Here is a 21,815-nt window from a genome sequence, read left to right as displayed (position 1 = left end):
AACGATATGCTCTTATTGATTTTTGCAGCATTTTTTCTGATTTTTCTGGCAAGTGTTCTTTTTCTTTCACTACGTTTTGATGATGAGATAAAAAAAGAATGGAAAGTTCAAACCGTGGGTGGTTATAGAAGCCATAAGCGTATGATTGAGTTTAACAAGCTTTATATGCATTATAAAAAAAGAAATATTCTTAAGGCTTTAAGTATCTTGTTTGTTCTCCTTATGACATGGAATATTTATGGGCTGACAGGCAATCCAGAAGTGAAAAGTTATTTTTTTAGCGAATTAATGGATAAGGATCCTCAAACTCTTAGTAAGCAAGAAAAGCTTATTCGTTTACAAGTGCTTTTTTTCCGTGCACCTCATGATGGCAAGCTAGCAGATGCGTTAGCGGTAGGGTATCTCGAAGAAAGCCTTTTTCAAGAAGCAGTGAATACTTATTTAGATGCACTTCGTTTGAATGGAGAAACAGCTCCAAGGCTTGTAGGATACGGTTTAGCATTGGTTGGTTATGAAGGGGGAGTGATAACGCAAGAAGCGCAAAATGCTTTTCAAAAAGCAGCAGATTTAGCGCCAACAGATTTTTATCCACGTTTATTGTTGGCTGATGCATTGCATCAAGCAGGAAAAACTGCGCAGGCAGTGCAATTTTTACAAAGCTTTCTTGACACAATGCCTGAAAATTTTTCAGGACAATCACGTGTTAAAAAAATGATAATTCAGTTACGTGATTTATCGAGTGAGCATACAAAGAAAAGAAATCTTGCACCTATGTAGAAGATGTGCAAAGCTTTTAAAAAATAAAATATTGATACTTAATTATAACGTAAATTTTTTCGCAGAGTGTCTATGAACAGTCAATCTTTAAAGAATTCTGCCTCATGGAAGGTTATTTTAGAGCAGCGAAAAAAAAAGCGCTTACTGATCATATTATTATGTTGTTTGGTTATGACAATTGCAGCAAGTCTCATAGTGTATGCAATGCGTCATGCGGTCAGTTTTTTTAGAATGCCCTCTGAAATTACAAGAGAAGATATTTTAACGGAGCGCCCTTTGCGTTTGGGTGGCTTTGTTGAAAAGGGAACTGTTCAATATGTTGGAGAGAGAGGCGTTGTTTTTTTTGTAACGGATAACAAAAAACATGAAAAAGTAATTTTCAATGGTGCTTTACCGGATCTTTTTCGTGAAGGTCAGGGGGTGATCGTAGAAGGGCATTTCGATAAACAGGGCTTTTTTATAGGGATGCGTATTTTAGCAAAACATGATGAAACTTATATGCCTAAAGAAACAGCTGATCGTTTGAAAAAACATTACATTATGGAGAAATAATTCGATTGTGCTTGTCGAACTAGGTCATATTTTTTTAGCTGCAGCATTTTCAGTAAGCTTATTAGGGGCATTTTTACCTGCTTTAGGTTTTTGGTGGAGAGAGCGTTTGTTAATGCAAACAGTTGTTCCTCTAACATATATCACTTTTACATTACTGCTTTTATCTTTTTTAGTGATAATTTATGCTTATGTCGTATCTGATTTTTCTGTTTTGAACGTTGTTGAGAATTCTCATTCAGAAAAACCGATGCTCTATAAAATTACAGGTGTTTGGGGCAACCACGAAGGCTCTGTGTTGTTATGGGTTTTAAGTCTTGCTTTTTTTAGCGCATTGATGGCTTTTTTTAGCCAACATTTGCCAGAAGATTTTAAGACGCTTGTTTTAATTTGCCAAAGTTGGATTACAACTGCTTTTCTTTTATTTATTCTTTTTGTATCCAATCCATTTTTACGCGTAAATCCACCAGCATTGCAGGGAAATGGTCTCAATCCTCTTTTACAAGATATCGCATTAGCAATTCATCCACCGCTACTTTATTTAGGTTATGTCGGTTTTTCACTTTGTTTTTCTTTTGCCGTTGCGGCATTGATTATGGGACATGTTGATAGAATTTGGGCGCGTGGGATTCGTCCGTGGCTTTTACTTTCTTGGTGTTTTTTGACATTGGGTATTATGGTTGGCTCTTATTGGGCTTATTATGAGCTAGGATGGGGGGGGTATTGGTTTTGGGATCCTGTTGAAAATGTTTCGTTTATGCCATGGCTTTCAGGAACGGCTCTTTTACATTCTGCTCTTGTTCTCGAAAAACGAGAAATATTGAAAAGTTGGACTCTGTTTTTAGCGCTGCTTACTTTTTCCCTTTCTCTGATGGGAACTTTTCTTGTGCGTTCTGGGCTTTTAGTTTCTGTTCATAGTTTTGCTGTTGATCCAGCACGCGGGCAAGCAATTCTTGCTCTTTTATTTTTTTTTACGGGAGCTGCTTTTCTTCTTTTTGCTTTGCGTACCCCTATTTTAAAAACAGAAAGATTTTTTCAACCAATTTCACGTGAAGGGTTTATTGTTTTAAATAACTTGTTACTGACAACAATAACAGCAACAGTATTGATTGGTACGCTTTATCCTTATTTTATTGAGATATTAACAGGGCAAAAAATTTCTGTAGGGGCTGCTTTTTTTAACCTTACCTGTGGACCGCTAATGGTTTTGCTGTTGTTGTTTGTTCCGTTTGGGACAATGGTGGCATGGAAACGCGGTGATTTTCTTGCAGTTTTTGAACGGTTGTGGTTTGTTTTTGTATTGGTTGGTATCGTCTGTTTTATAATATTTTATGCGACATCTGTGCGTGATATTTTTGCAGTTTTAGGGATTGGGCTTTCAGCGTTTGTTTTTTTAGGCAGTTTAGCGGATCTATGGGGAAAGAGTGGATATGGTAAGAGAGCTTTTTCAGTACGCGTTAAGAGATTTCTTGGATTGCCATGGTCTACTTTTGGTGCAGCAATAGCACATATGGGATTAGGCGTTACATTATTTGGTATTGTTTGCGTGGCAAGTTTTGGGCAAGAACGTATTTTAATCATGAACGTAGGGGATAGGGTGACGATAGCGGATAAAACGCTTCATTTTGATGCAGTGTATGATGGTGTTGGTTCGAATTATTCGACAATGGAGTTTTATTTTAAAATATATGAAAATAAAAACATTGTAGGTCATGTAACAGCCTCAAAGCGATTTTATTCAAGCCAAAATACATCAACAACAGAAGTTGGTCTTAAAAATCATGGCTTATCACAGCTATATATTGTACCAGGACATATTGATAATCGGGGTCTCGTTGTGCACGTATGGTGGAAGCCTTATGTAATATGTATTTGGTTAGGGGCATTCATGATGGCTATGGGGGGATGTCTTTCTCTTCTGGGGTATTGGTTTCGCATTGGCATGTACAATAGGGTAGTGCTTGCTTTAAATTTTTGGAAAAGACATTGAGATGAAAAAAATTCTTTGGATTGTATTTTTTTTAATTGCAACATTTCCTTTTCGATTAGCAATAGCAGTAGAGCCGGATGAGATTTTAAAGGATAAGATTCTTGAAGCGCGAGCACGCCATATTTCATCGCATTTACGTTGTCCGGTTTGTCAAAATCAATCAATTGATGATTCAGATGCTGCTTTAGCACGTGATTTACGGCTTTTAATTCGGGAAAGGCTAAAAATGGGCTATAGTAATCAGCAAGTCACTGACTTTCTTGTTGAGCGATATGGTGAATTTATTCTCTTGAAACCACCATTGAATAAGATAACTTGGTTTTTATGGTTCTCGCCTTTGATCATTATTATCATTGGCGTAAGTATCATATTTTTCCACTTCAAACGGAATAATCATGCGTTATGTGAATGAAAAAGAACAGTCAAAAATGTCATTGCATTAAAAAAAATGTTACATAAAAGAAAAAATCAGATCATCTGCAATGAGCAGACAATCTTATTGTAATTATATTAGGGAATACTGAAACCTTACAAAACTTTAATAATTTAGACAGAAAATGGTAAGGTCTGGTATTTTATAAGTGATCGGAATTGAAATAAAGGTATGATTGAATAGGAGCATAGAATAAATGGTTAAAAAGGCTTTCTTTAAAACATTTGTCGCAGTGAGTTTTTCTGCGATATTGGAAAGTGCACTGTTTTTTAGTGGATGTACATCAAGCTTGTGGATGACAAAGGCTCATGCAAGTTCTGTATTTACTTCGTTAATGCAACAACAGGGATTTGCCGATATTGTTGCTCAAGTGAAACCAGCCGTTGTGGCAGTACAAGTAAAGAGCAATAAAAAGAAAGAAGATAGGTTCTTTAGCAACTTTTTTAGTGGTCCAGGACTTGATCAATTACCAGATCAGCATCCTTTAAAAAGATTTTTTAAAGAGTTTTATGATTTTGATAAACCTAAAAATAAATTTCCGCACCAATCGCAGAGACTCCGTCCTGTTGCTTTTGGATCGGGTTTTTTTATTTCATCTGATGGTTACATTGTGACCAATGATCATGTGATTTCTGACGGAACAAGTTATACTGTTGTTCTTGATGATGGTACAGAATTGAACGCAAAGCTCATTGGGAAAGACCCAAAAACCGACCTTGCCGTATTAAAAGTGAATGATAAAAGAAAATTTTCTTATGTTGATTTTGGTGATGATTCAAAGCTTCGTGTTGGGGATTGGGTTGTTGCCATTGGGAATCCATTTGGTCTTGGTGGAACTGTGACAGCAGGTATTGTTTCTGCACGTGGACGTGATATTGGCACTGGTGTGTACGATGATTTTATTCAGATTGATGCTGCTGTTAATAGAGGAAACTCTGGTGGTCCAACGTTTGATCTTAATGGAAAGGTTGTTGGGGTTAATACAGCAATTTTTTCTCCTTCTGGAGGAAATGTTGGGATTGCTTTTGCTATTCCAGCAGCGACTGTAAAACAGGTTGTACAACAACTTATTGAAAAAGGTTCAGTTCAACGTGGTTGGTTAGGTGTTCAGATTCAGCCGGTAACAAAGGAGATTTCCGATTCAATAGGATTGAAAGAAGCCAAAGGTGCTTTGGTTACTGATCCGTTAAAAGGACCGGCAGAAAAGGCTGGTATTAAAGCGGGTGATGTAATTATTTCAGTGAATAATGAAAAAGTTGCTGATGCGCGTGAGCTGGCGAAACGTATTGCAAATATTAAACCAGGAGAAATGGTAACCATAGGGATTTGGAGATCAGGTAAGGAGGAGAGTATAAAGGTTAAACTCGCTTCAATGTCTGAAGATGAAAGTAAGAAAGAGACTTCAAAATATTCAAATGGACAGAGTGATTTAGATGAAACATTGGAAGATTATGGTTTGATTGTTATGCCTTCTGATGATGGTGTAGGGGTTGTCGTAACGGATGTCGATACCGATTCAGATGCTGCAGATAAAGGGATACGCCCTGGTGATATCATTGTGACAGTAAATAATAAACCAGTTAAACGAGTCTCTGATATTATTAACACAATGAAAAATGCTCAGCAGTTAGGACGAAAGGCTATACTCTTACAAGTGCGAACAAATGATCAAAATCGTTTTGTTGCTCTTCCAATTTTCAAAAAATAAGGCTTTAGTTGTAGGACAAATGTTTATTAAACATTTGTCCTACAACATAATAAAATAATGGAGATACGTTTTATGAAGATACTCGTTATTGAAGATGATCATGAGACGGGGCATTATCTCGAAAAAGCATTTTTGGAAGTAGGGCATTCTGTTGATGTTGCTTATGATGGAGATACGGGATACGCTTTAGCAACCACGGAAAATTATGACGTTATGGTTGTTGACCGAATGCTTTTGCATCGTGATGGTCTTTCTATTATTGCTGAATTGCGCGCTAAAGGCAATGAAACACCGGTTCTTATTCTGTCTGCTTTAGGGCAAGTTAATGATCGTGTAACGGGGCTGCGTGCAGGGGGAGATGATTATTTAACAAAGCCTTATGCTTTTTCTGAACTTCTTGCGCGTGTTGAAGTTTTACAACGGCGGAAAAATCCTAAAGAAGCAGAAACTGTTTACTGTGTAGGTAATCTTGAGCTTGATCGGTTAGCACATACGGTAAAACGAGGTGATAGAAACATTCTATTGCAACCACGAGAGTTTCGTTTACTTGAATATTTGATGCGTTATGCGGGGCAGGTTGTTACACGCACTATGCTTTTGGAAAACGTTTGGAATTACCATTTTGATCCACAAACGAATGTCATTGATGTCCATATCTCTCGTTTGAGAGCCAAAATTGAAAAAGATTTTGATGTTCCCCTTCTCCATACAGTGCGTGGAGCTGGATATATGCTGAAAGTACCAGATAACAAAGCATGAATCGTTTGATTAATATAATGCGCACGACGGCGCTAAGGCTTTCAGCACTTTACATTTTATTGTTTGGATTGGTGGCAACAGGACTTTCTATTTATATGACGGCATTTTCTGCTTCATTGTTAACAGAGCAAACTGAACAGGCTTTACATGAAGAATTAAAGTATATTGAAAATGCTTATAATTATGGGGGATTATCCTTATTAATGCGCACTATTGATTATCGTTCAAGACAACCAGGAGCATTTCTTTATCTTGTTACAGATTCTATGGGGCGTATTTTAGCTGGAAATGTAGCACGTATTGAATTAGGTCTTTTGAATCAGAGTGGTTTTATTTCTACCTCTTTTTTGTATTCCCGTTTTGGAGAACATGGCAAAACAAGTGAACATCGCGCTTTGGCGGTTATTGTTGATTTACCTAATGCTATGAAGATTCTTATAGGACGTGATTTGGATGAGCCAGAACGTTTTGCTGTTGTTATTCGCAAAGCTGTGATCATTGCACTTGCTGCAATGGTTGGAGGCGCTTTACTCATATGGTTTTTTGTTGGCAGAAGAGCTTTACAAAGGATTGATCATGTAACGGCTGCATCACAGCGCTTGATGGATGGTGATTTCAGTGGGCGTTTACCTGTTTCTGGAGTAGGGGATGAGTTTGATCGATTGTCAAGCAATCTTAATGTTATGTTAGACCGCATTGAAGAGTTAAATATTGGTTTACGTCAAGTATCAGATAATATTGCTCATGATCTGAAAACGCCGTTAACGCGTCTTAGAAATCGCGCTGAAGAAGCGCTTTCAGGAAATAAGACAAAGCTTGAATATCGTCAGGTCCTTGATAGGGTTATTGCAGAATCAGATCAACTTATTTGTACGTTCAATGCGATTTTAATGATTTCACGTATTGAGGCCAGCAGTGCAATTGAACATCTTGAAATGATTAATATGAAACTGATCCTTGAGGATGCTGTTGAGCTTTACGAACCTTTTGCTGAAGAGTCAGGTGTTTTACTTCAGTTGGGAGATATATTTGATAAAGAGCTAAAATTGAATCGTGAGCTTGTTGCGCAATCAATTTTTAATCTTATAGATAATGCAATTAAATATGCGCCTAAAGGTGGAAGGCAAGCGAAGGTTTGCTTATCAATGGAATATCGTGATGAACATTTATTAGTTGTTGTGAGCGATAATGGACCAGGAATAGCAGAGGATAAACGTGAAAAAGTGACAGAACGATTTGTTCGTCTTGAAGAAAGCCGCACACAACCTGGGTTTGGGATTGGTTTAAGTATAGCAAAAGCGGTTATGAAGCTTCACGGGGGTGAATTGTTACTTGAAAATGCAAATCCAGGGCTTAGGGCTGTTTTGTTATTTCCTTAAAGATATTTTTCTTCACTTTCATAGGTCACAACTATTTTAAAAGTATAAAGCAATAGAAAGGAAAGCAAAATGCTTTTCAAGGGAGCAGAGATGAAACAAGCTTTTTTAAAAACACAGCTTCTCCCTTTATGTCCTCTCGATAAAAGTGGTTCCCAATGGTTAAAAGACATGGAAGAACAAGCAAGGAAAGAAGGTTTAGAATCGCTTGTTTCCATCATTTCAGAGAGTGGAACGCAGATTGATTTTATCAGTTCGGTTATGACCTTATCTCCTTTTTTGCGTGAGGTTTTAATTGCCAACACACCATATCTTAGTGCTTTATTAAATGTTGATATAGAAACAAGGCTGAGCGAAATTATAGATGATATTACAGCTATTGATAAGGATGAAGCTATAAATGAAACTTCATTGATGGCTGCTTTAAGGCGCAAAAAACGAGAAGCGCATGTTCTTATTGCTTTAGCTGATTTGGGTGGTGTTTTTACTTACGAAGTTTCATGTGCTTGGTTGACACGTTTGGGCGAAGCAGCATTAAGTGTAGCACTACGTTTTCTATTAAGAGAAGCGCATGATCATGGTAAGATCAATTTATTAAGCCGTGAGAATCCAGAAAAAGACTGTGGTTTAATTATTTTAGGGATGGGAAAGTTAGGAGCAGGGGAACTTAATTATTCTTCTGATATTGATCTTATTGTTTTCATTGATGAAACATCACCTCATATTGGTAATCTTTCTGAAAGTGTTGACGTATTTTCTAAAATGGTACGCCGATTAATCCGTATCATTCAAGAACGCACTGCGGAAGGATATGTTTTTCGTCTTGATTTTCGTCTTCGTCCAGATCCAGGTTCAACCCCTTTGGCCTTACCAGTAAGGACTGCATTGCGTTATTACGAAGGGCGTGGGCAAAATTGGGAACGAGCAGCCATGATTAAAGCACGTCCAGTTGCTGGTGATAAGAGGGCAGGTTTTAACTTTCTCAAAGAGCTTTTTCCCTATGTGTGGCGGAAATATTTAGATTATGCTGCTATTGCTGATATTCATTCGATCAAACGTCAAATTCATGCGCATAAAAATTACGGTCAAATTGCAGCTTATGGGCATAATATAAAGTTAGGTCGTGGTGGTATTCGTGAGATTGAGTTTTTTGTTCAGACACAGCAGCTCATTGCTGGTGGACGTTTTCCTCAATTACGTGGACGTCAGACAGTTGCAATGTTAGCAGAACTTCACACGCTTGGTTGGATCAGTGAGAAAACGAGAAATAGCCTTATAAAAAGTTATGCTTTTCTTCGAAATGTGGAACATCGTATTCAAATGCTTTTCGATGAACAAACACATCTTCTTCCAAATGATACTGCTCAATTCACAAGTGTTGCCTATTTAATGGGTTATCAAGACAGTAGCAATTTTATCCGTGATTTATTAAAAACACTTCAGGTTGTTGAAAAACATTATGCAGCACTGTTTGAGAATGAGCAAGAACTTGGTTTAGAAATTGGTAATTTAGTTTTTACCGGTGAAGAAGATGATCCGGAGACATTAATAACGTTAAGCCGTTTAGGCTTCGAAAGAGCAAGTGATATTTGTCGTATTATGCGCACGCTCCATTTTGGTCGTTATAAAGCAACGCAATCAGCCGAAGCACGCGAGAGATTAACGGAATTAACACCAGCTCTTTTGAAAGCTTTTGGTGGGACAAAACGAGCTGATGAGGCGATGTTGCGTTTTGATGGTTTTTTACAGGGCTTACCTTCAGGAATTCAGCTTTTTAGTCTTTTGCAGTCTAATCCCTCTCTTTTGGATATGCTTGTCCTTATTATGGGTGCTGCTCCACGTCTTGCAGAAATTATTACACGCAGATCCCATGTTTTTGATGGAATGTTAGATCCGAATATTCTTTCAGAATTACCGACCAAAACGTACTTAGAAAAACGGCTTGAATATTTTCTTGAAAATGTTCTTTCTTATGAGGAAATTCTTGACCATTTAAGGATTTTTGCAGATGAACAACGTTTTTTGATTGGTATTCGAATTTTAAACGGTACAATTACAGGAGAAAGAGCGGGTTTTGCTTTTACTGCGCTTGCTGATCTTATGATTACAAAAACATTTGCTACCGTTCAAGAGGAATTTTCTCGTCTTCATGGTCGTATTAAAGGGGGGCGTGTTGGCATATTGGGTATGGGGAAGCTTGGAAGTCGCGAATTAACAGCAGATTCCGATGTTGACCTCGTTTTGCTTTATGAACACGATGATGATGCAGAAATATCTGATGGAGAAAAGCCTCTTTATATCTCTCAATATTATACGCGTTTAGCACAACGCCTCGTTTCTGCTTTATCCACTCTTACAAGCCAAGGTATTCTTTATGTCGTTGATTTAAGGTTACGGCCATTAGGCAATAAAGGACCTATTGCTGTTTCTTTTCCATTTTTTAAAAAGTATTATCGCCAAGAAGCATGGATATGGGAATATCTTGCTTTAACAAGGGCTCGAGGCATTGCAGGAGACCCTGATTTTTTACAAAAGCTAGAAAATGAAGTGTGTGCAATTATTGCTATTTCTCGTGATAAGAAGGAAGTTGCAAAAGAAGTATGTGAAATGCGTGCCTTGATTGCAAAAGAAAAGCCGCCAAAAAATCAATGGGATTTAAAAACGATGTCTGGTGGCATTATGGATTTGGAGTTTATTGCTCAATTTTCTCTTATTACGCATGTCATGGAGTTTCAAATTGGAGCGACGACAGCGGATATTTTAGATCACTTACCAAACAGTTTTCTTAATCAGTCATGTATTGCTGATTTACATTATGCCTATCGTCTTTATACAAATTTGAGTCAAATTATACGGCTTTGCTTAAATGATTCTCTTGATCCCAATGACATGCCACCTAGATTAAGTGATCTTTTGTTGAATAGTGTTGGGGAACCTGATTTGCTTCGTGTGGAAAAATTAATTGCAGAAACTGGGCAATTGGTCTGTTCAGTTTTTACAAAAATCATGAAATATTAAAATAATTCTATAAGAATAAATAAAAATTATTAATTCCATTTTTATATATTAATTTTTGTCTTTCATTTCATAGACGCTTGAGAGGGTTAGAGTGAAGTTCTCTACTGTTTTTTCAAGTGTGATGAAAAAATTCTCCATTCTAGGTATCATTCTTTATACAAAAAGCGATGAGTGATTAATTTAGTGAATCATATTTTTTATGAGCGTTATCTCATTTTTTCAAAAAATTGACATTATAATTATTTATATAATTTCAGATAATAATGATCAATATGAAGCTATAAAAGATGCTATAGATTAATAGCTTCTGGAAATTATAAATAATATTTAAGCTTTATTTAAAACTAATTTTAATTTTTTAACTGTGTCATTTTTGCTATAGATTTTTTCAAAAAATTGTGAAACGATTTACCATTATTTATGTATCACATTAGCTTTTAGGGGAGCAATTATGATTACAAAGTATTTAGCCTCAACATCTATATTTTCTTTAATTTCAATTTCTGTAGTACAGGCGTCGGATATCGTTATTCCTGAACAACCTGTTCCTGTTATTCCAGCACCTGCTTTGTCTTGGACAGGATTTTATCTTGGAGGACAGATTGGTAACTTTTCAGGTAAAACAACTGCAAGTTATTTAAAACATGAGACAGGGATATGGAATCCAATTGGAAAGGAGAATTTACCTAAACTTTCTGGTTTTATCGGGGGAGTTTATGCAGGTTCCAATATTGATATCGATAATAGTTTTATTATAGGTATTGATACAGATATTATGTGGTTTGGTAAAAAGGATTCTAAAGATGTCAATCTACCGAAAAAAAGTCCAACTGAAGAAACACCAAAACTTGTAGAAAAAACAAGTCTAACAAGAGATTTGCATGAGGAGGATTCGACAACACCTATTAAAGCTGTACGTCATACTTTAAAACAAAAATGGGCTGGTGCTACACGGGTGAGAGTTGGTTTTGCGATTGAGCGTATGATGCCTTATATTTCTGGAGGGATTGCTTATACGCAGCTTCAGAATATTTTTGCGGCAGTAGCTGATAGCAAAAATGGAGAAGTTGATTTTTCTGATTGGTTGCATGATGAAAAAAAGACCATGATTGGTTATACCCTTGGAGGTGGTATTGATTTTGCAATGACTGATAATATTATTGTACGTGCAGAATATCGTTATTCAGATTTTGGCAAAAAGAAGTTCATACAGGATAAATTTGAAATGGGCTACAAGACAAATGATTTTCGTGTGGGTGTAGCTTATAAATTTTAATTTTTTGCAGAATTAAACACTTCAAAAGTCTCATTTTCGAATGAGGCTTTTATTTTTCAGATATGTTCTAGTAAATATCCTTTACTCAAAAGAGCTACTATTTTATTCGAACAATACTTTGATTTGTAAACATAAATTACTTTTTGTCATGTTGAGTGAGAGACCCAAGTGTCATAAGATTTTCTCATTTTAAACCTATACCATATTGAACCGATCAAAACCATGTCTTTTGCACGTCAAAAAGAGGGGGCGTCGTGAGATAAAAACATTAAAGAAAGAATAAAAATGCTTCTTATGAACCATTTTAAGTGCTAAAGGCTGTCGCTACATTAGGGGGTGGCAAAGTGTGAGATTTTGATACTAGCTTGCTTTTCCATAAACGTGAAGATGGTGTTGCTAAATGGACTTAACATTACATCATTCATAGGTACCGTCGGGAAATGGGTTTGGGTGCTTTAAAAGATGCTTTTTTAAACCAACATGTGAATTGGCAAGCTAATGGCATTTTATTTTATTTGAAAGATTTTTCATACAATCAACTTTTCTGTTTTGCGGTATCGTAAAATATTTTATTTAATAACAAAAAGCTCGCAAAAAAATTCTAAAGAACGTAAAATTACATCCGCAATATAATTCAATAATAAAATAATTATAAAGAGTATTATAAAGTGATTTATAGGAAAAAATAGAGAGAAAATTAGGAATTTATTGAGACATAAAAAACATTATTACCTATGTCTGTTATCGAAATATAATCTATTATTTTCCTAATTTTTTAATGTACGATAATAAATTTCGAGTGAAATAGTAATGGATCATTTCAAATCTATTTACGATAAATCAATCAACATCATTTGTTTATGAATCACAAGTAGGTTGGGTTATTTAAATTATATACTTTAGTTATTATTTGGCTTTTTTAGCCATTGATTTTCAGGTATAGAAGCTGAATGAGCGTCTCTATTATTCTATAAAATATCATCATTGTAATAATATAAGGATTTTAGGCATTAGATGCTTTTGGAGGAGTGGATGATGAAATTCAAAGCAGGGTTTATGTGTAGAGCTTTGTGAAGTAAATCACATGCGCAATTAGCAGCTGGAACCCGTGAGACAAGAATCCGAATTATTTATAAATCAGATGTGGTAGAATTTTCGTCCTTTAGAGCGGGAAGGAAGAAAACCGATAAGTTTGTAAAAAGCTAGTCACATAAGTGGGGCAGCAGATGGAACTGTCTGAGAAAAATTGATCTATTGACAGAGAAGGTGAAACTTTATCTTTTAAGGAGAAAAAGGGAAATAAGAATTATGATTTCCAAAGGGATGTGAAATAAAAATGTTTTTATTTTTTGTTGTTTGGGCAACTATGAAGGTGTTTAAAGATTAATTGTTTCAGTACATGCAATCTCGTTTTTGGGGTTGATAATGCTATAACGTTGTAATTGGCAATGCCATTGATTTTGTAAGCGTTCAATGGAAAATAAATTAAAGCCTGCGGGCGGTTTTTTATCACCAAAAGCTTGTGATGCGGAAGGAACACCAACAATAGGAATTTTTTTAATTGGTCCTTCAATGTAATTCAATGTGGGTAAATGAGTATGTCCGTGAAGAATAAGCTCACAACCGTGGTATTTGATAATGTCTAGAAAACGTTTTATATCCCGTAGTTTTTTATGCCAAGACGTTGCCTTTGGAAAGGGGGGGTGGTGAATCATGACGACACGAAAAAGGTTGCGCTGTGCTGCTTCCTTTAAAAAGAGCGGTAAAGTTTGCGCTTGCATTTTACCAAAATAGCCAGAAGCTTGAAAAGGCAATGTCGCAATGGCTGAAGAAGCTGCTATGATGGCAACATCTTTGCGAATGCGCATATAAGGAAAGGCACTTTTTTGAGGGATGTCACCTGTAATCCAAGGTTTAAAGAGAGTGCATGCTTTTTGTAAAGCGCCCCGGACATAGGCATCGTGATTTCCAAATGTCAAAGAAATATCTTGAGGTTTTCCTAGGTTAAGTAGCCAACGATGAGCTTGTACAAATTCTTTATCGAGAGCAAGATTTACAAGATCACCAGAGATCACAAGGTGATCAGGTTTTGTTTTGTTCAAGGCATCTATTAAAGTTTCTAGGACATCTGTTGCCATCTGACTCTTACGTTTTTTTTGCCAGTTCAGATAACCGGTAAGACGTTTCCCAGAAAGTTCAAAAAGGGAAGGTTGCGGGAGAGGGGAAAGATGTACATCCGATATATGGGCAAGATAAAACATAAAAGCTCGTAGAGTATTAAAAACGATTTAAAGAATAAACATAAGATAAGTTAGTGCTTAAAGGCAAGAAAGATTGTAAAATGAAAATTAGCTTGCAAAAAAGAATGTCTCAAGCGGAATGTTCTAAATAGAATATCCCTAATAAAATATCATTGTGTTATACATTCACATATTTGTAAAAAAACATTTCTCAATGCGTTTGAGCTAATTTCACGACCGGTATTCGATACTATAATAGAAAGCTTCTGTGAACTATATAGGGCTTACTGTACACTACCATCTCTACGCTTATACAAGGTGCAAATAAAAAACATCGTACTATTTTCCCCCAATTTTATGAAAATCCTAGCTTTGTTTTAAGAGGATTCATAAGAGGTATTTCACTCTTTTCTTCGATGTTTTCTATCCATACAGCATCTCTTCTAATAATACGCAAGAGAATGTTTTTTATTGTTTTAATATGAGGACATTGGAAATAAGGAGAATTCCACTGTATTTTTAGTTATAAATCAATACGTTATATAATTATAAAAGACAAGTAAATACGTAAAAGGATAAGTTAAATTTAAAAACTATTATACGAAATCTCAGACTTTTTAACGGCCTTCATAATACCACATGCTGCTCAACAGTAAAAGGCAAGCAAGCAGTGCAAAAAAACCAGAAAATATCGAAAAATAAAAGGTATTGATTAAACGGGTTTCTGTTGCTTCTTTCAGAACAATTGAATGTGTTGGGGAAGAGGACGGACTTATTTTTGATTGAATCAGCTTAAATGGAGGAAGATGAATGTTGTCTTTTCCTTCAGGGTGTAAACGTCCGATGTAGCCACCAGTGTGCTTAATAATGGGGGCTAGTTTTTCTTGTGTTGAAATCAAGTCAAACAACTCAAGATTATCGAGCATCCCTACAGAAGAAAGTATTGTTAAACCGCCATTTTTAATGTTAAAAATTCCTGTCTCATCAGTGGTCACAGTTGCAGTAAAAAGGCCTTCTTTCTCTTTGGTCAGAGTAATATTTTCTTTTTTTCCAGAGGGAAAGATTATTTCAGCGGGTTCTGGATGGTCTTTTAGAGTTTGGCGGCGAATTGTTAAATGATGATGGCTGCTGGTCGCACTTAATTTTTCTTCCTCAAGTTCTGGTTCTTTCATGAGCCAATGGGCAATACGACGATAAAGAGCAGCATAAGGACCACCGCCTTCGAAACCTCGTGCCCAAAGCCAACTTTCATCAGAAAGCAACATGCCCACACGTCCTTTATCAACATGGGAGAGAAGTAAAAGTGGTTGTTCATCCGCTCCTTTCATGAGGGCGATTCCGTTATTTATGTTTTGAATAGCAATTTGTCGCAACCATTGCCCCCATTGAGAAGCGGGAAGGTTAAGTGTTGCAAGACCCCTTGTGACAGGATGGCGCTCACCTTCTTTGGTTAATGTGGGGCGAAAAGGTTTTTCAATAATAGTTCCATTGGGCAATGCCGGTAGAATGCTTATTAAAGGTGTTTTCGCAAGTGAGTTTTTTTGGGTAAATTCAGGTCCTGTTACCATCAACAATGCACCCCCCTTTTGTACATATTGGGCGATATAATCATAATAGATTAAGGGGAGAACAGTAGAGTGCTGGTAGCCATCAAGGATGATGAGATCAAAGTTATTAATTTCTTCAACAAAGAGTTTTCTTGTGGGAAAGACCACTAAGGATAATTGGCTTGAGGGCGTATTATCTGCTTTGGTGGGGGGACGCAAAATAGTAAAGTGAACAAGATCAATATTGGAGTCACCTTTCAAAAGGTCTCGCCATGTCCGTTCTCCATTATAAGGAGCACCTGAAATAAGAAGAACGCGTAAATTTTCTCTGATTCCTTCAATAATTGTTATGGCGCGGTTGTTTTCCAAGCTTAGTTCACCTTTGTGTGGATCAGTTATAACTTGGATAATATTTTTTTCAGCATGAGGAAGGGTAATTTCAGTTTGAAAAATCACGCCAGGAGTTACAGAATAATGGCCAATGTCTTGTCCATTGACGCTTAGTGTAATATTTGCTTTCTCTGATATTGTTTTTTTGGCGAGGCCTTTATCTTCTACCAAAATGGAGAGCGTTTGTGGTTTGTTGACAAGGGCAAAGCGTGGAGGAGAAATAAACTTGATTTGGCGATCAAATTCATCTGAGTATCCTGTAATCAGGGCATTGAGAGGTGCTTCATGATGAAGATCTGATAGGTCAGGGATGTCATGCACTTGTCCATCGGTGATAAAAATGGTTCCTGCATAACGAGAGAACGGTACATCAGATAATGCTTGTGTTAAAGCTTCAAACAAATTCGTTGAGGGTGCATATTGATTATCAGCAAGTTTCCCAGCTTCAATAAAGCGTGGTTCAAATTGTGGATAATGCGCCAGTGTTTCGACTAATTGCCTGCGCGCTTCATCACTATCATTTGTACGTGTTCCAAATGATTGGCTTTTGCTGCGGTCAATGACAATGCCTACTGTGCTTTTCAGTGGTTCGCGCTGTTCTTTTATGATCATTGGATTGAGCAAAGCAAGGATAAGGGCGCTTAATGTCATCAGACGAAATAAAGAACCTTGCCGTTGCGTAACAAGACCAACAACGACAAAAAGAATCGATATTCCGCTTAAGAGCAGAATCCAAAAGAGTGGTAAAAAAGGCTGAAAAGTGAAAAATGATATCATTGCCTTCTTTCTCTTTTAAAGCGTTCCAAGAGTGCTGGAACATGCACTTGATCCGCTTTATAGTTTCCTGTAAGCACATAAAGGACAATATTTAAACCTGCACGAAATGCCCATAGACGTTGCATTGGATCATTGGGAACAAGGGGATATTTCCATGCCCCTTTTTCATCGAGTGCCCAAGCCCCAGCAAAGTTATTTGCGGTGATGAGAAGGGAGCTTACGTTATCGCCGTTGGCAAGAGAGTTTTTATTTTTTTTGTTTGTTGATGAGGATTCAACCCATAAAGGTGAACCACGGTAGAGACCAGGAAAATCTGGCATAATATAAAAAGAACGTGCAACAACATGATCTGTTGATGCTGGCTCAATGGATGGAATATTTAACTCTTTTAAGATATCTCGTAATCTTTGCGTTTCTGGAGTAGCGTCTCCTTCAAGATTAAGATTGCTCTTTATCTGATCGCGCGTGTCAAATAAAATTGTTCCCCCATGTTTCATAAAGTTATTTATTTTTTCAAGGCTTTTGGGGGTTGGTATAGGACTCTTAACATCAATTGGCCAGTAAATAAGAGGATAAAAAGAGAGTTCATCTTTATCGAGATCAAGTGCTGTAACAGAGCCAAGGGTAAGCATTGTGCGCTCTGCGATAAATTGACTTAACGCTTCTAGACCACTTTTACTCGTTGTATCAATTTCATGATTATTGGTTATAACATAGGCAAGATGTGTTGCGCCAGCAGCTTGTACACTATCATGATGATTTTCTTTCGTTTGTGCATGAAGAGTTGGATCATATGAAAACAAGGCAATAAGACTTATAAAGGGGACGAGAAACATATTACGCCGTTTCATGAAAGAAAAAATATCTCCCATCCATAAAATGAGAAAATTGTCAAAGGCGAATAATAAGATGGCTAATCCTAAAAGTGGACCGATAAGATTTTTTTCTTTTGTATCGTAAGATAAAGGGCTTTTATTAAGAGAAGTTGGCAATGATGATTGTTTCATCAAGTGCGACGAATGAGTTAAGAGATTGAGTGCATAAAAATTGTTTTTGGCACCATAAAGTCCTGGGGGAGTATGGTAGGAAGGATGGGGTGGATTTTGAGAGTCAAAGATCAAAGGAACAACATCAGAGGGTGGTACTTGTAATTGTCCGTCAACGGCTATAGTTCGCCAAGGGTTTTGTATCACTGTTCTTTTTTCTCTGTGTGTTAGGTTTGTGTTTTCGTTAGAACCTAATGTGATTAATTTTTGCAGCATTTGTGCAAAAAAGCCAGAAAGAGGAAGGTTAGACCATGTTGGGTCAGGAGCAACATGAATGAGAATGAGGGTTCCTTTACCACGTTTTGCTGCGGTAATAAGAGGAGTTCCATCCGAAAGGCTAAGCCACGTTTTTTCAAAAAGATCTGGGGTTGGTTCTGCGAGGATTTGGCGCGAGACAGTAACATCTCCTGGAAAGGGAAGACCAAAGAAAAAGCTATTTTTTGCAAAAGGGGCAAGCTTTTGTGGTTTTGTCCAAGACATAATACTTCCAAGGGAACGTTGACCTGGGCGCAGTGGTATCGGAAGAAGGTTATCGTAATGTTCTGCGCTACTGAGTTTTTCTCCTGCAAAGCGGATGAGTGTTCCCCCTTTATTCACAAAATCAGAAAGTTTTTTTTCTGCTTTTGGGGGTATGTTAACAATGTCACCCATAATCAAAACAGATGGATTTTGTTTAAGCAAATGATCAATATCCGTTGAAAGTTCTCTTCCACCGGCTGTTATAAGCTGTGTATGACCTTGTAAGGCTTTGATAATGTAATAAAATGGAGCAAGTAAAGGCTGTGCCATTTCATTAGTATCGGGTGAGAGAAGAGCAACACGGCTTATCCTGTTATGGCTGTCTACCAAGAAGGTTGCAGCAGCATGGTTTTGATTGTTTATTTTTATCCAAGCGATATCATTGCGTAGTTCAAGTGGTACATTAAAAGGAACAAGTGCTGTTGTTTCTCCTTCAGAGAAATTGTTCGTAAATTGACCGAGAAGTTGATTATTTGAATCGTAAAGGCTGAGTATAGCGGGAGTATTACTGTGTGTTGTTGAGCGGATAATACGCGCGCCCATGTTTCCATTGTTATTTTCTATGGATGTTATGCCGGTTAAATCGGAAATATCAGTCAAATACCACAAGAAGTTTCTAGGTTTTAATTCTTCAAGAAGAGCAAAAGCTTGCTCATCTTCATTTGTTTGTAATCCATCACTTAAATAAGCAATATCAAGAGGTTTTCCTTTGGTTATTTCGCTGAGTTTTTTGAAGGCATGCACACGGTTGACAGGCCAAGGACGCGGTTGCAAATGCATTAAATGCTGTTTTATAATCTTGGCTGGTTGGGGCTCTATATTGGAGATATTATTTTCAGCCGTTGCAACAAGATAAATATTTTTTTGCTGTTTTTCTGCCTGTGCAAGGAGCATTTCAGCGATAGAGATGCGCTGTTTCCATTCTTTTACAGAAACCCAACCATTATCAATAATGAGTGCAAGGGGTTGAGACCCAGAAAAGCTTATTGGTTTTTGATTCCAAGTGGGGCGTGCTAGAGCTATGATAACAAGTGCCGCTATGGTTAAACGCAACAAGAGCAACCACCAAGGTGTATGTTTTGCTGTTTCTTGTTGATGAGTTGGTTTGGGTAAGAAGCGAAAAGGGGGAAAAAGCTCTTTACGCGGAGATGGAGGAGTTATCCGCAACAGCCACCAAATGACCGGTAGGAACAAAAGCCCTAGTAACAGAAAGGGAGCAGCAAAACTCAAAGTGCCCTCCTTTTTTGCAATGGAGAGTCGCTCATTGTATTTGCGAGATGAAAAATGGTCTCTGTTAAAGGTTGATCCGTTGTACTAACGTGATAAGACCATCCTTGGCGTGCGCAAAAATTTACCAATTCTTGTCGCCTTGCGTGATATAGTTTACAATAGCTCTTACGAAGATCTTCTGCTTTAGTGGAAACATGTTTCTCTTTCGTTTCAGGATCCAAAAATGCTGTGTGACCTGTATAGGGGAAGCTTTCTTCTGCGGGATCAGAAATTTCAATTAAATGCGCTGTTACCTGTTTTGTAGTTAAAGCGGTTAAATGTTGGATGACTTTTTCAGGATAGTCGAGAAAATCACTCATTATAACGACATGTGAAAAGCGTGTAATCGTTGAAAAATCCGGAAATGAATTTTCATCTGAATGATTTTCTAAAGCAAAGGCTATTCGTTCTACGACATTGGATGTCATTGTGGGGGACATTAAGTTGGGAATAGCAATATGTTCGCCACTGCGTTCAAGAAGGGATGCCAAGGTAAGGGTAAGAAGAGTGGCATGATTACCTTTAGAGATTTTAGAAAAGCGCGAACAGTAATGCATTGATGCGCTCTGATCAGGACAAAGCCAAACGGTTTGTGTCATTTGCCATTCATGTTCACGGAGATATGTATTTTCATCACGCGCTGAGCGACGCCAGTCAATGCGGCTAATGGATTCTCCTTCCATATAGGGACGAAATTGCCAAAAGTTTTCCCCATTACCGCTTTTACGTTGTCTATGCCATCCGGTTATCAATGTATTAGCGATATGACGCGCTTGTAAAAGGAAATATGGCATTTTGCCAGTATCCTTATGCAGTTCATTTGCCAGCGACAATGGAGGCTTTTGTAAAACTTTTTTGCCAAGAGCCATTCAAAGAGCATCTTTCACAAGGTTATTAATAATATCTTTTACGGTTATATCTTCAGCACGGGCAGAAAAATTAAGAGCCATGCGGTGTTGTAATACGGGATAGGCCAATGCTTCAACATCATCAAGTGAAGGGGCTAAGCGTCCATAATAAAGAGCACGAGCGCGAACACAAAGTGAAAGGGCTTGTGATGCCCGTGGACCAGGTCCCCAAGAAACATAAGTATTAGCAAGGCTATTGTCTTTATGAGGGCGAGATGAGCGGACAATTTTTAAAATAGCTTCAATCACATTTTCTGAAAGAGGCATTTTGCGAACGATATTTTGAATTTTTTGCAATTTTTTGCCGGATAAAATTGGTTTTGCATTTGATTTTTTTTCTTTTGTTGTTTCTAAAATAATCCGTCGCTCTGTTGTGAGGTCAGGATAGTCAATATCGATTTGCATCAAAAAGCGATCCAGTTGTGCTTCAGGAAGTGGATAGGTCCCTTCTTGTTCGAGAGGATTTTGCGTTGCAAGAACATGAAAAGGTTGTGGCAAATCATAACGGGTACCTGCAACAGTAACATGATATTCTTGCATAGCTTGTAAAAGGGCTGACTGTGTCCGTGGGGAAGCACGATTGATTTCATCGGCCATGAGAAGTTGCGTGAAAATAGGACCTTGAATGTATCGAAAAGAACGTTTACCGTCTTTATCGGAATCCATAATTTCAGAACCAATAATATCCGATGGCATTAAGTCAGGAGTGAATTGGATGCGTTTTTCATCAAGCCCTAAGACTGTTCCCAATGTTTCAACAAGACGTGTTTTTGCAAGTCCTGGAGCCCCGACAAGAAGGGCGTGACCACCAGCAAAAATAGCGATTAAAGCATATTCGATTACCTGATTTTGCCCAAAAATAACTTTGTCAATTTCTTTTTGTAAAATATCCAACTCTTTGTGTGCCGTATCAATATCATCAATAATGACTTGAGCTTCATGATTGATATTGACCTTTTTTATAGAATTGGATGATGGATCATGTTGACTCATATTTCTTCCTTAAGGCGTTTGTCGCAAAAATGGTAATTTTCTCTGCATGATAATGGATATCTTATTGTTTGTAACAGAAAATGAGAAGAAATGAAGTATCATATGCCGTTTTTTTTCATATTCGTATAGAAGAGAAAAGTTTCTTTGGAAGAATAGACGTGCTTTATAAGGGATGTCTTAAAAAATTTGTTTTATGAAGAGAGTTTTTTAAAGCAATGAAGACAACTTTTTTGAAAGGTT

14 protein-coding genes are annotated in these 21,815 nt (G+C 37.2%); 9 read left to right on the top strand and 5 right to left on the bottom strand.

Translation table 11 applies throughout. From position 1 onward, the window contains the following. Positions 1–6 precede the first annotated feature (6 nt). From ACFINI_RS02250 to ACFINI_RS02210, 9 genes are all read left to right on the top strand, one after another. Complete coding sequence (locus tag ACFINI_RS02250) at positions 7–777, top strand: tetratricopeptide repeat protein (RefSeq protein ID WP_375612997.1); 771 nt, start codon at positions 7–9, stop codon at positions 775–777. Between the two features lie 72 nt (positions 778–849). Next, on the top strand, positions 850–1,329 hold the full coding sequence (gene ccmE, locus ACFINI_RS02245) for a cytochrome c maturation protein CcmE (RefSeq protein ID WP_375629456.1): 480 nt from the start codon (positions 850–852) through the stop codon (positions 1,327–1,329). A gap of 7 nt (positions 1,330–1,336) precedes the next feature. Continuing rightward, complete coding sequence (locus tag ACFINI_RS02240; RefSeq protein ID WP_375645510.1) at positions 1,337–3,316, top strand: heme lyase CcmF/NrfE family subunit; 1,980 nt, start codon at positions 1,337–1,339, stop codon at positions 3,314–3,316. A gap of 1 nt (position 3,317) precedes the next feature. After that, positions 3,318–3,728 carry a cytochrome c-type biogenesis protein CcmH gene (locus ACFINI_RS02235; RefSeq protein ID WP_375611162.1) on the top strand — a complete coding sequence of 137 codons (411 nt, stop codon included), beginning with the start codon at positions 3,318–3,320 and terminating at the stop codon, positions 3,726–3,728. 217 nt (positions 3,729–3,945) lie between these two features. After that, positions 3,946–5,457 (top strand): Do family serine endopeptidase, encoded by a 1,512-nt coding sequence (locus tag ACFINI_RS02230; protein WP_375645509.1) that lies wholly within the window; start codon positions 3,946–3,948, stop codon positions 5,455–5,457. A gap of 72 nt (positions 5,458–5,529) precedes the next feature. Next, on the top strand, positions 5,530–6,216 hold the full coding sequence (locus ACFINI_RS02225) for a response regulator transcription factor (RefSeq protein ID WP_273791552.1): 687 nt from the start codon (positions 5,530–5,532) through the stop codon (positions 6,214–6,216). Then, positions 6,213–7,595, top strand: coding sequence for an ATP-binding protein (locus tag ACFINI_RS02220; protein WP_375645508.1), 1,383 nt, complete (start codon positions 6,213–6,215; stop codon positions 7,593–7,595). The genes ACFINI_RS02225 and ACFINI_RS02220 overlap by 4 nt, the downstream gene beginning before the upstream one ends. A gap of 90 nt (positions 7,596–7,685) precedes the next feature. Further along, complete coding sequence (locus tag ACFINI_RS02215) at positions 7,686–10,610, top strand: bifunctional [glutamine synthetase] adenylyltransferase/[glutamine synthetase]-adenylyl-L-tyrosine phosphorylase (RefSeq protein ID WP_375645507.1); 2,925 nt, start codon at positions 7,686–7,688, stop codon at positions 10,608–10,610. 451 nt (positions 10,611–11,061) lie between these two features. Continuing rightward, positions 11,062–11,886 carry an outer membrane protein gene (locus ACFINI_RS02210; RefSeq protein ID WP_375612993.1) on the top strand — a complete coding sequence of 275 codons (825 nt, stop codon included), beginning with the start codon at positions 11,062–11,064 and terminating at the stop codon, positions 11,884–11,886. A gap of 1,376 nt (positions 11,887–13,262) precedes the next feature. Here the strand turns inward: ACFINI_RS02210 and ACFINI_RS02205 are convergent. From ACFINI_RS02205 to ACFINI_RS02185, 5 genes are all read right to left on the bottom strand, one after another. Further along, a complete protein-coding gene (locus ACFINI_RS02205; RefSeq protein ID WP_375611167.1) occupies positions 13,263–14,147 on the bottom strand; it encodes a metallophosphoesterase family protein in 885 nt (294 codons plus the stop codon). Between the two features lie 596 nt (positions 14,148–14,743). After that, entirely contained in the window at positions 14,744–16,840 is a 2,097-nt protein-coding gene (locus tag ACFINI_RS02200; protein WP_375645506.1) for a glutamine amidotransferase, read from the bottom strand. Next, on the bottom strand, positions 16,837–19,635 hold the full coding sequence (locus ACFINI_RS02195; RefSeq protein ID WP_375645505.1) for a DUF4159 domain-containing protein: 2,799 nt from the start codon (positions 19,633–19,635) through the stop codon (positions 16,837–16,839). The genes ACFINI_RS02200 and ACFINI_RS02195 overlap by 4 nt, the downstream gene beginning before the upstream one ends. Then, entirely contained in the window at positions 19,632–20,543 is a 912-nt protein-coding gene (locus ACFINI_RS02190) for a DUF58 domain-containing protein (RefSeq protein WP_375645504.1), read from the bottom strand. The genes ACFINI_RS02195 and ACFINI_RS02190 overlap by 4 nt, the downstream gene beginning before the upstream one ends. Then, a complete protein-coding gene (locus tag ACFINI_RS02185; RefSeq protein WP_375606357.1) occupies positions 20,544–21,575 on the bottom strand; it encodes an AAA family ATPase in 1,032 nt (343 codons plus the stop codon). It abuts the gene before it with no gap. Between the last annotated feature and the right edge of the window lie 240 nt (positions 21,576–21,815).

It is taken from the genome of Bartonella sp. AA56HLJMS (genome assembly GCF_042197145.1).
In the GTDB taxonomy this organism is placed as follows: Bacteria; Pseudomonadota; Alphaproteobacteria; order Rhizobiales; family Rhizobiaceae; genus Bartonella.
This window is presented reverse-complemented; position numbering and strand designations above follow the sequence as displayed.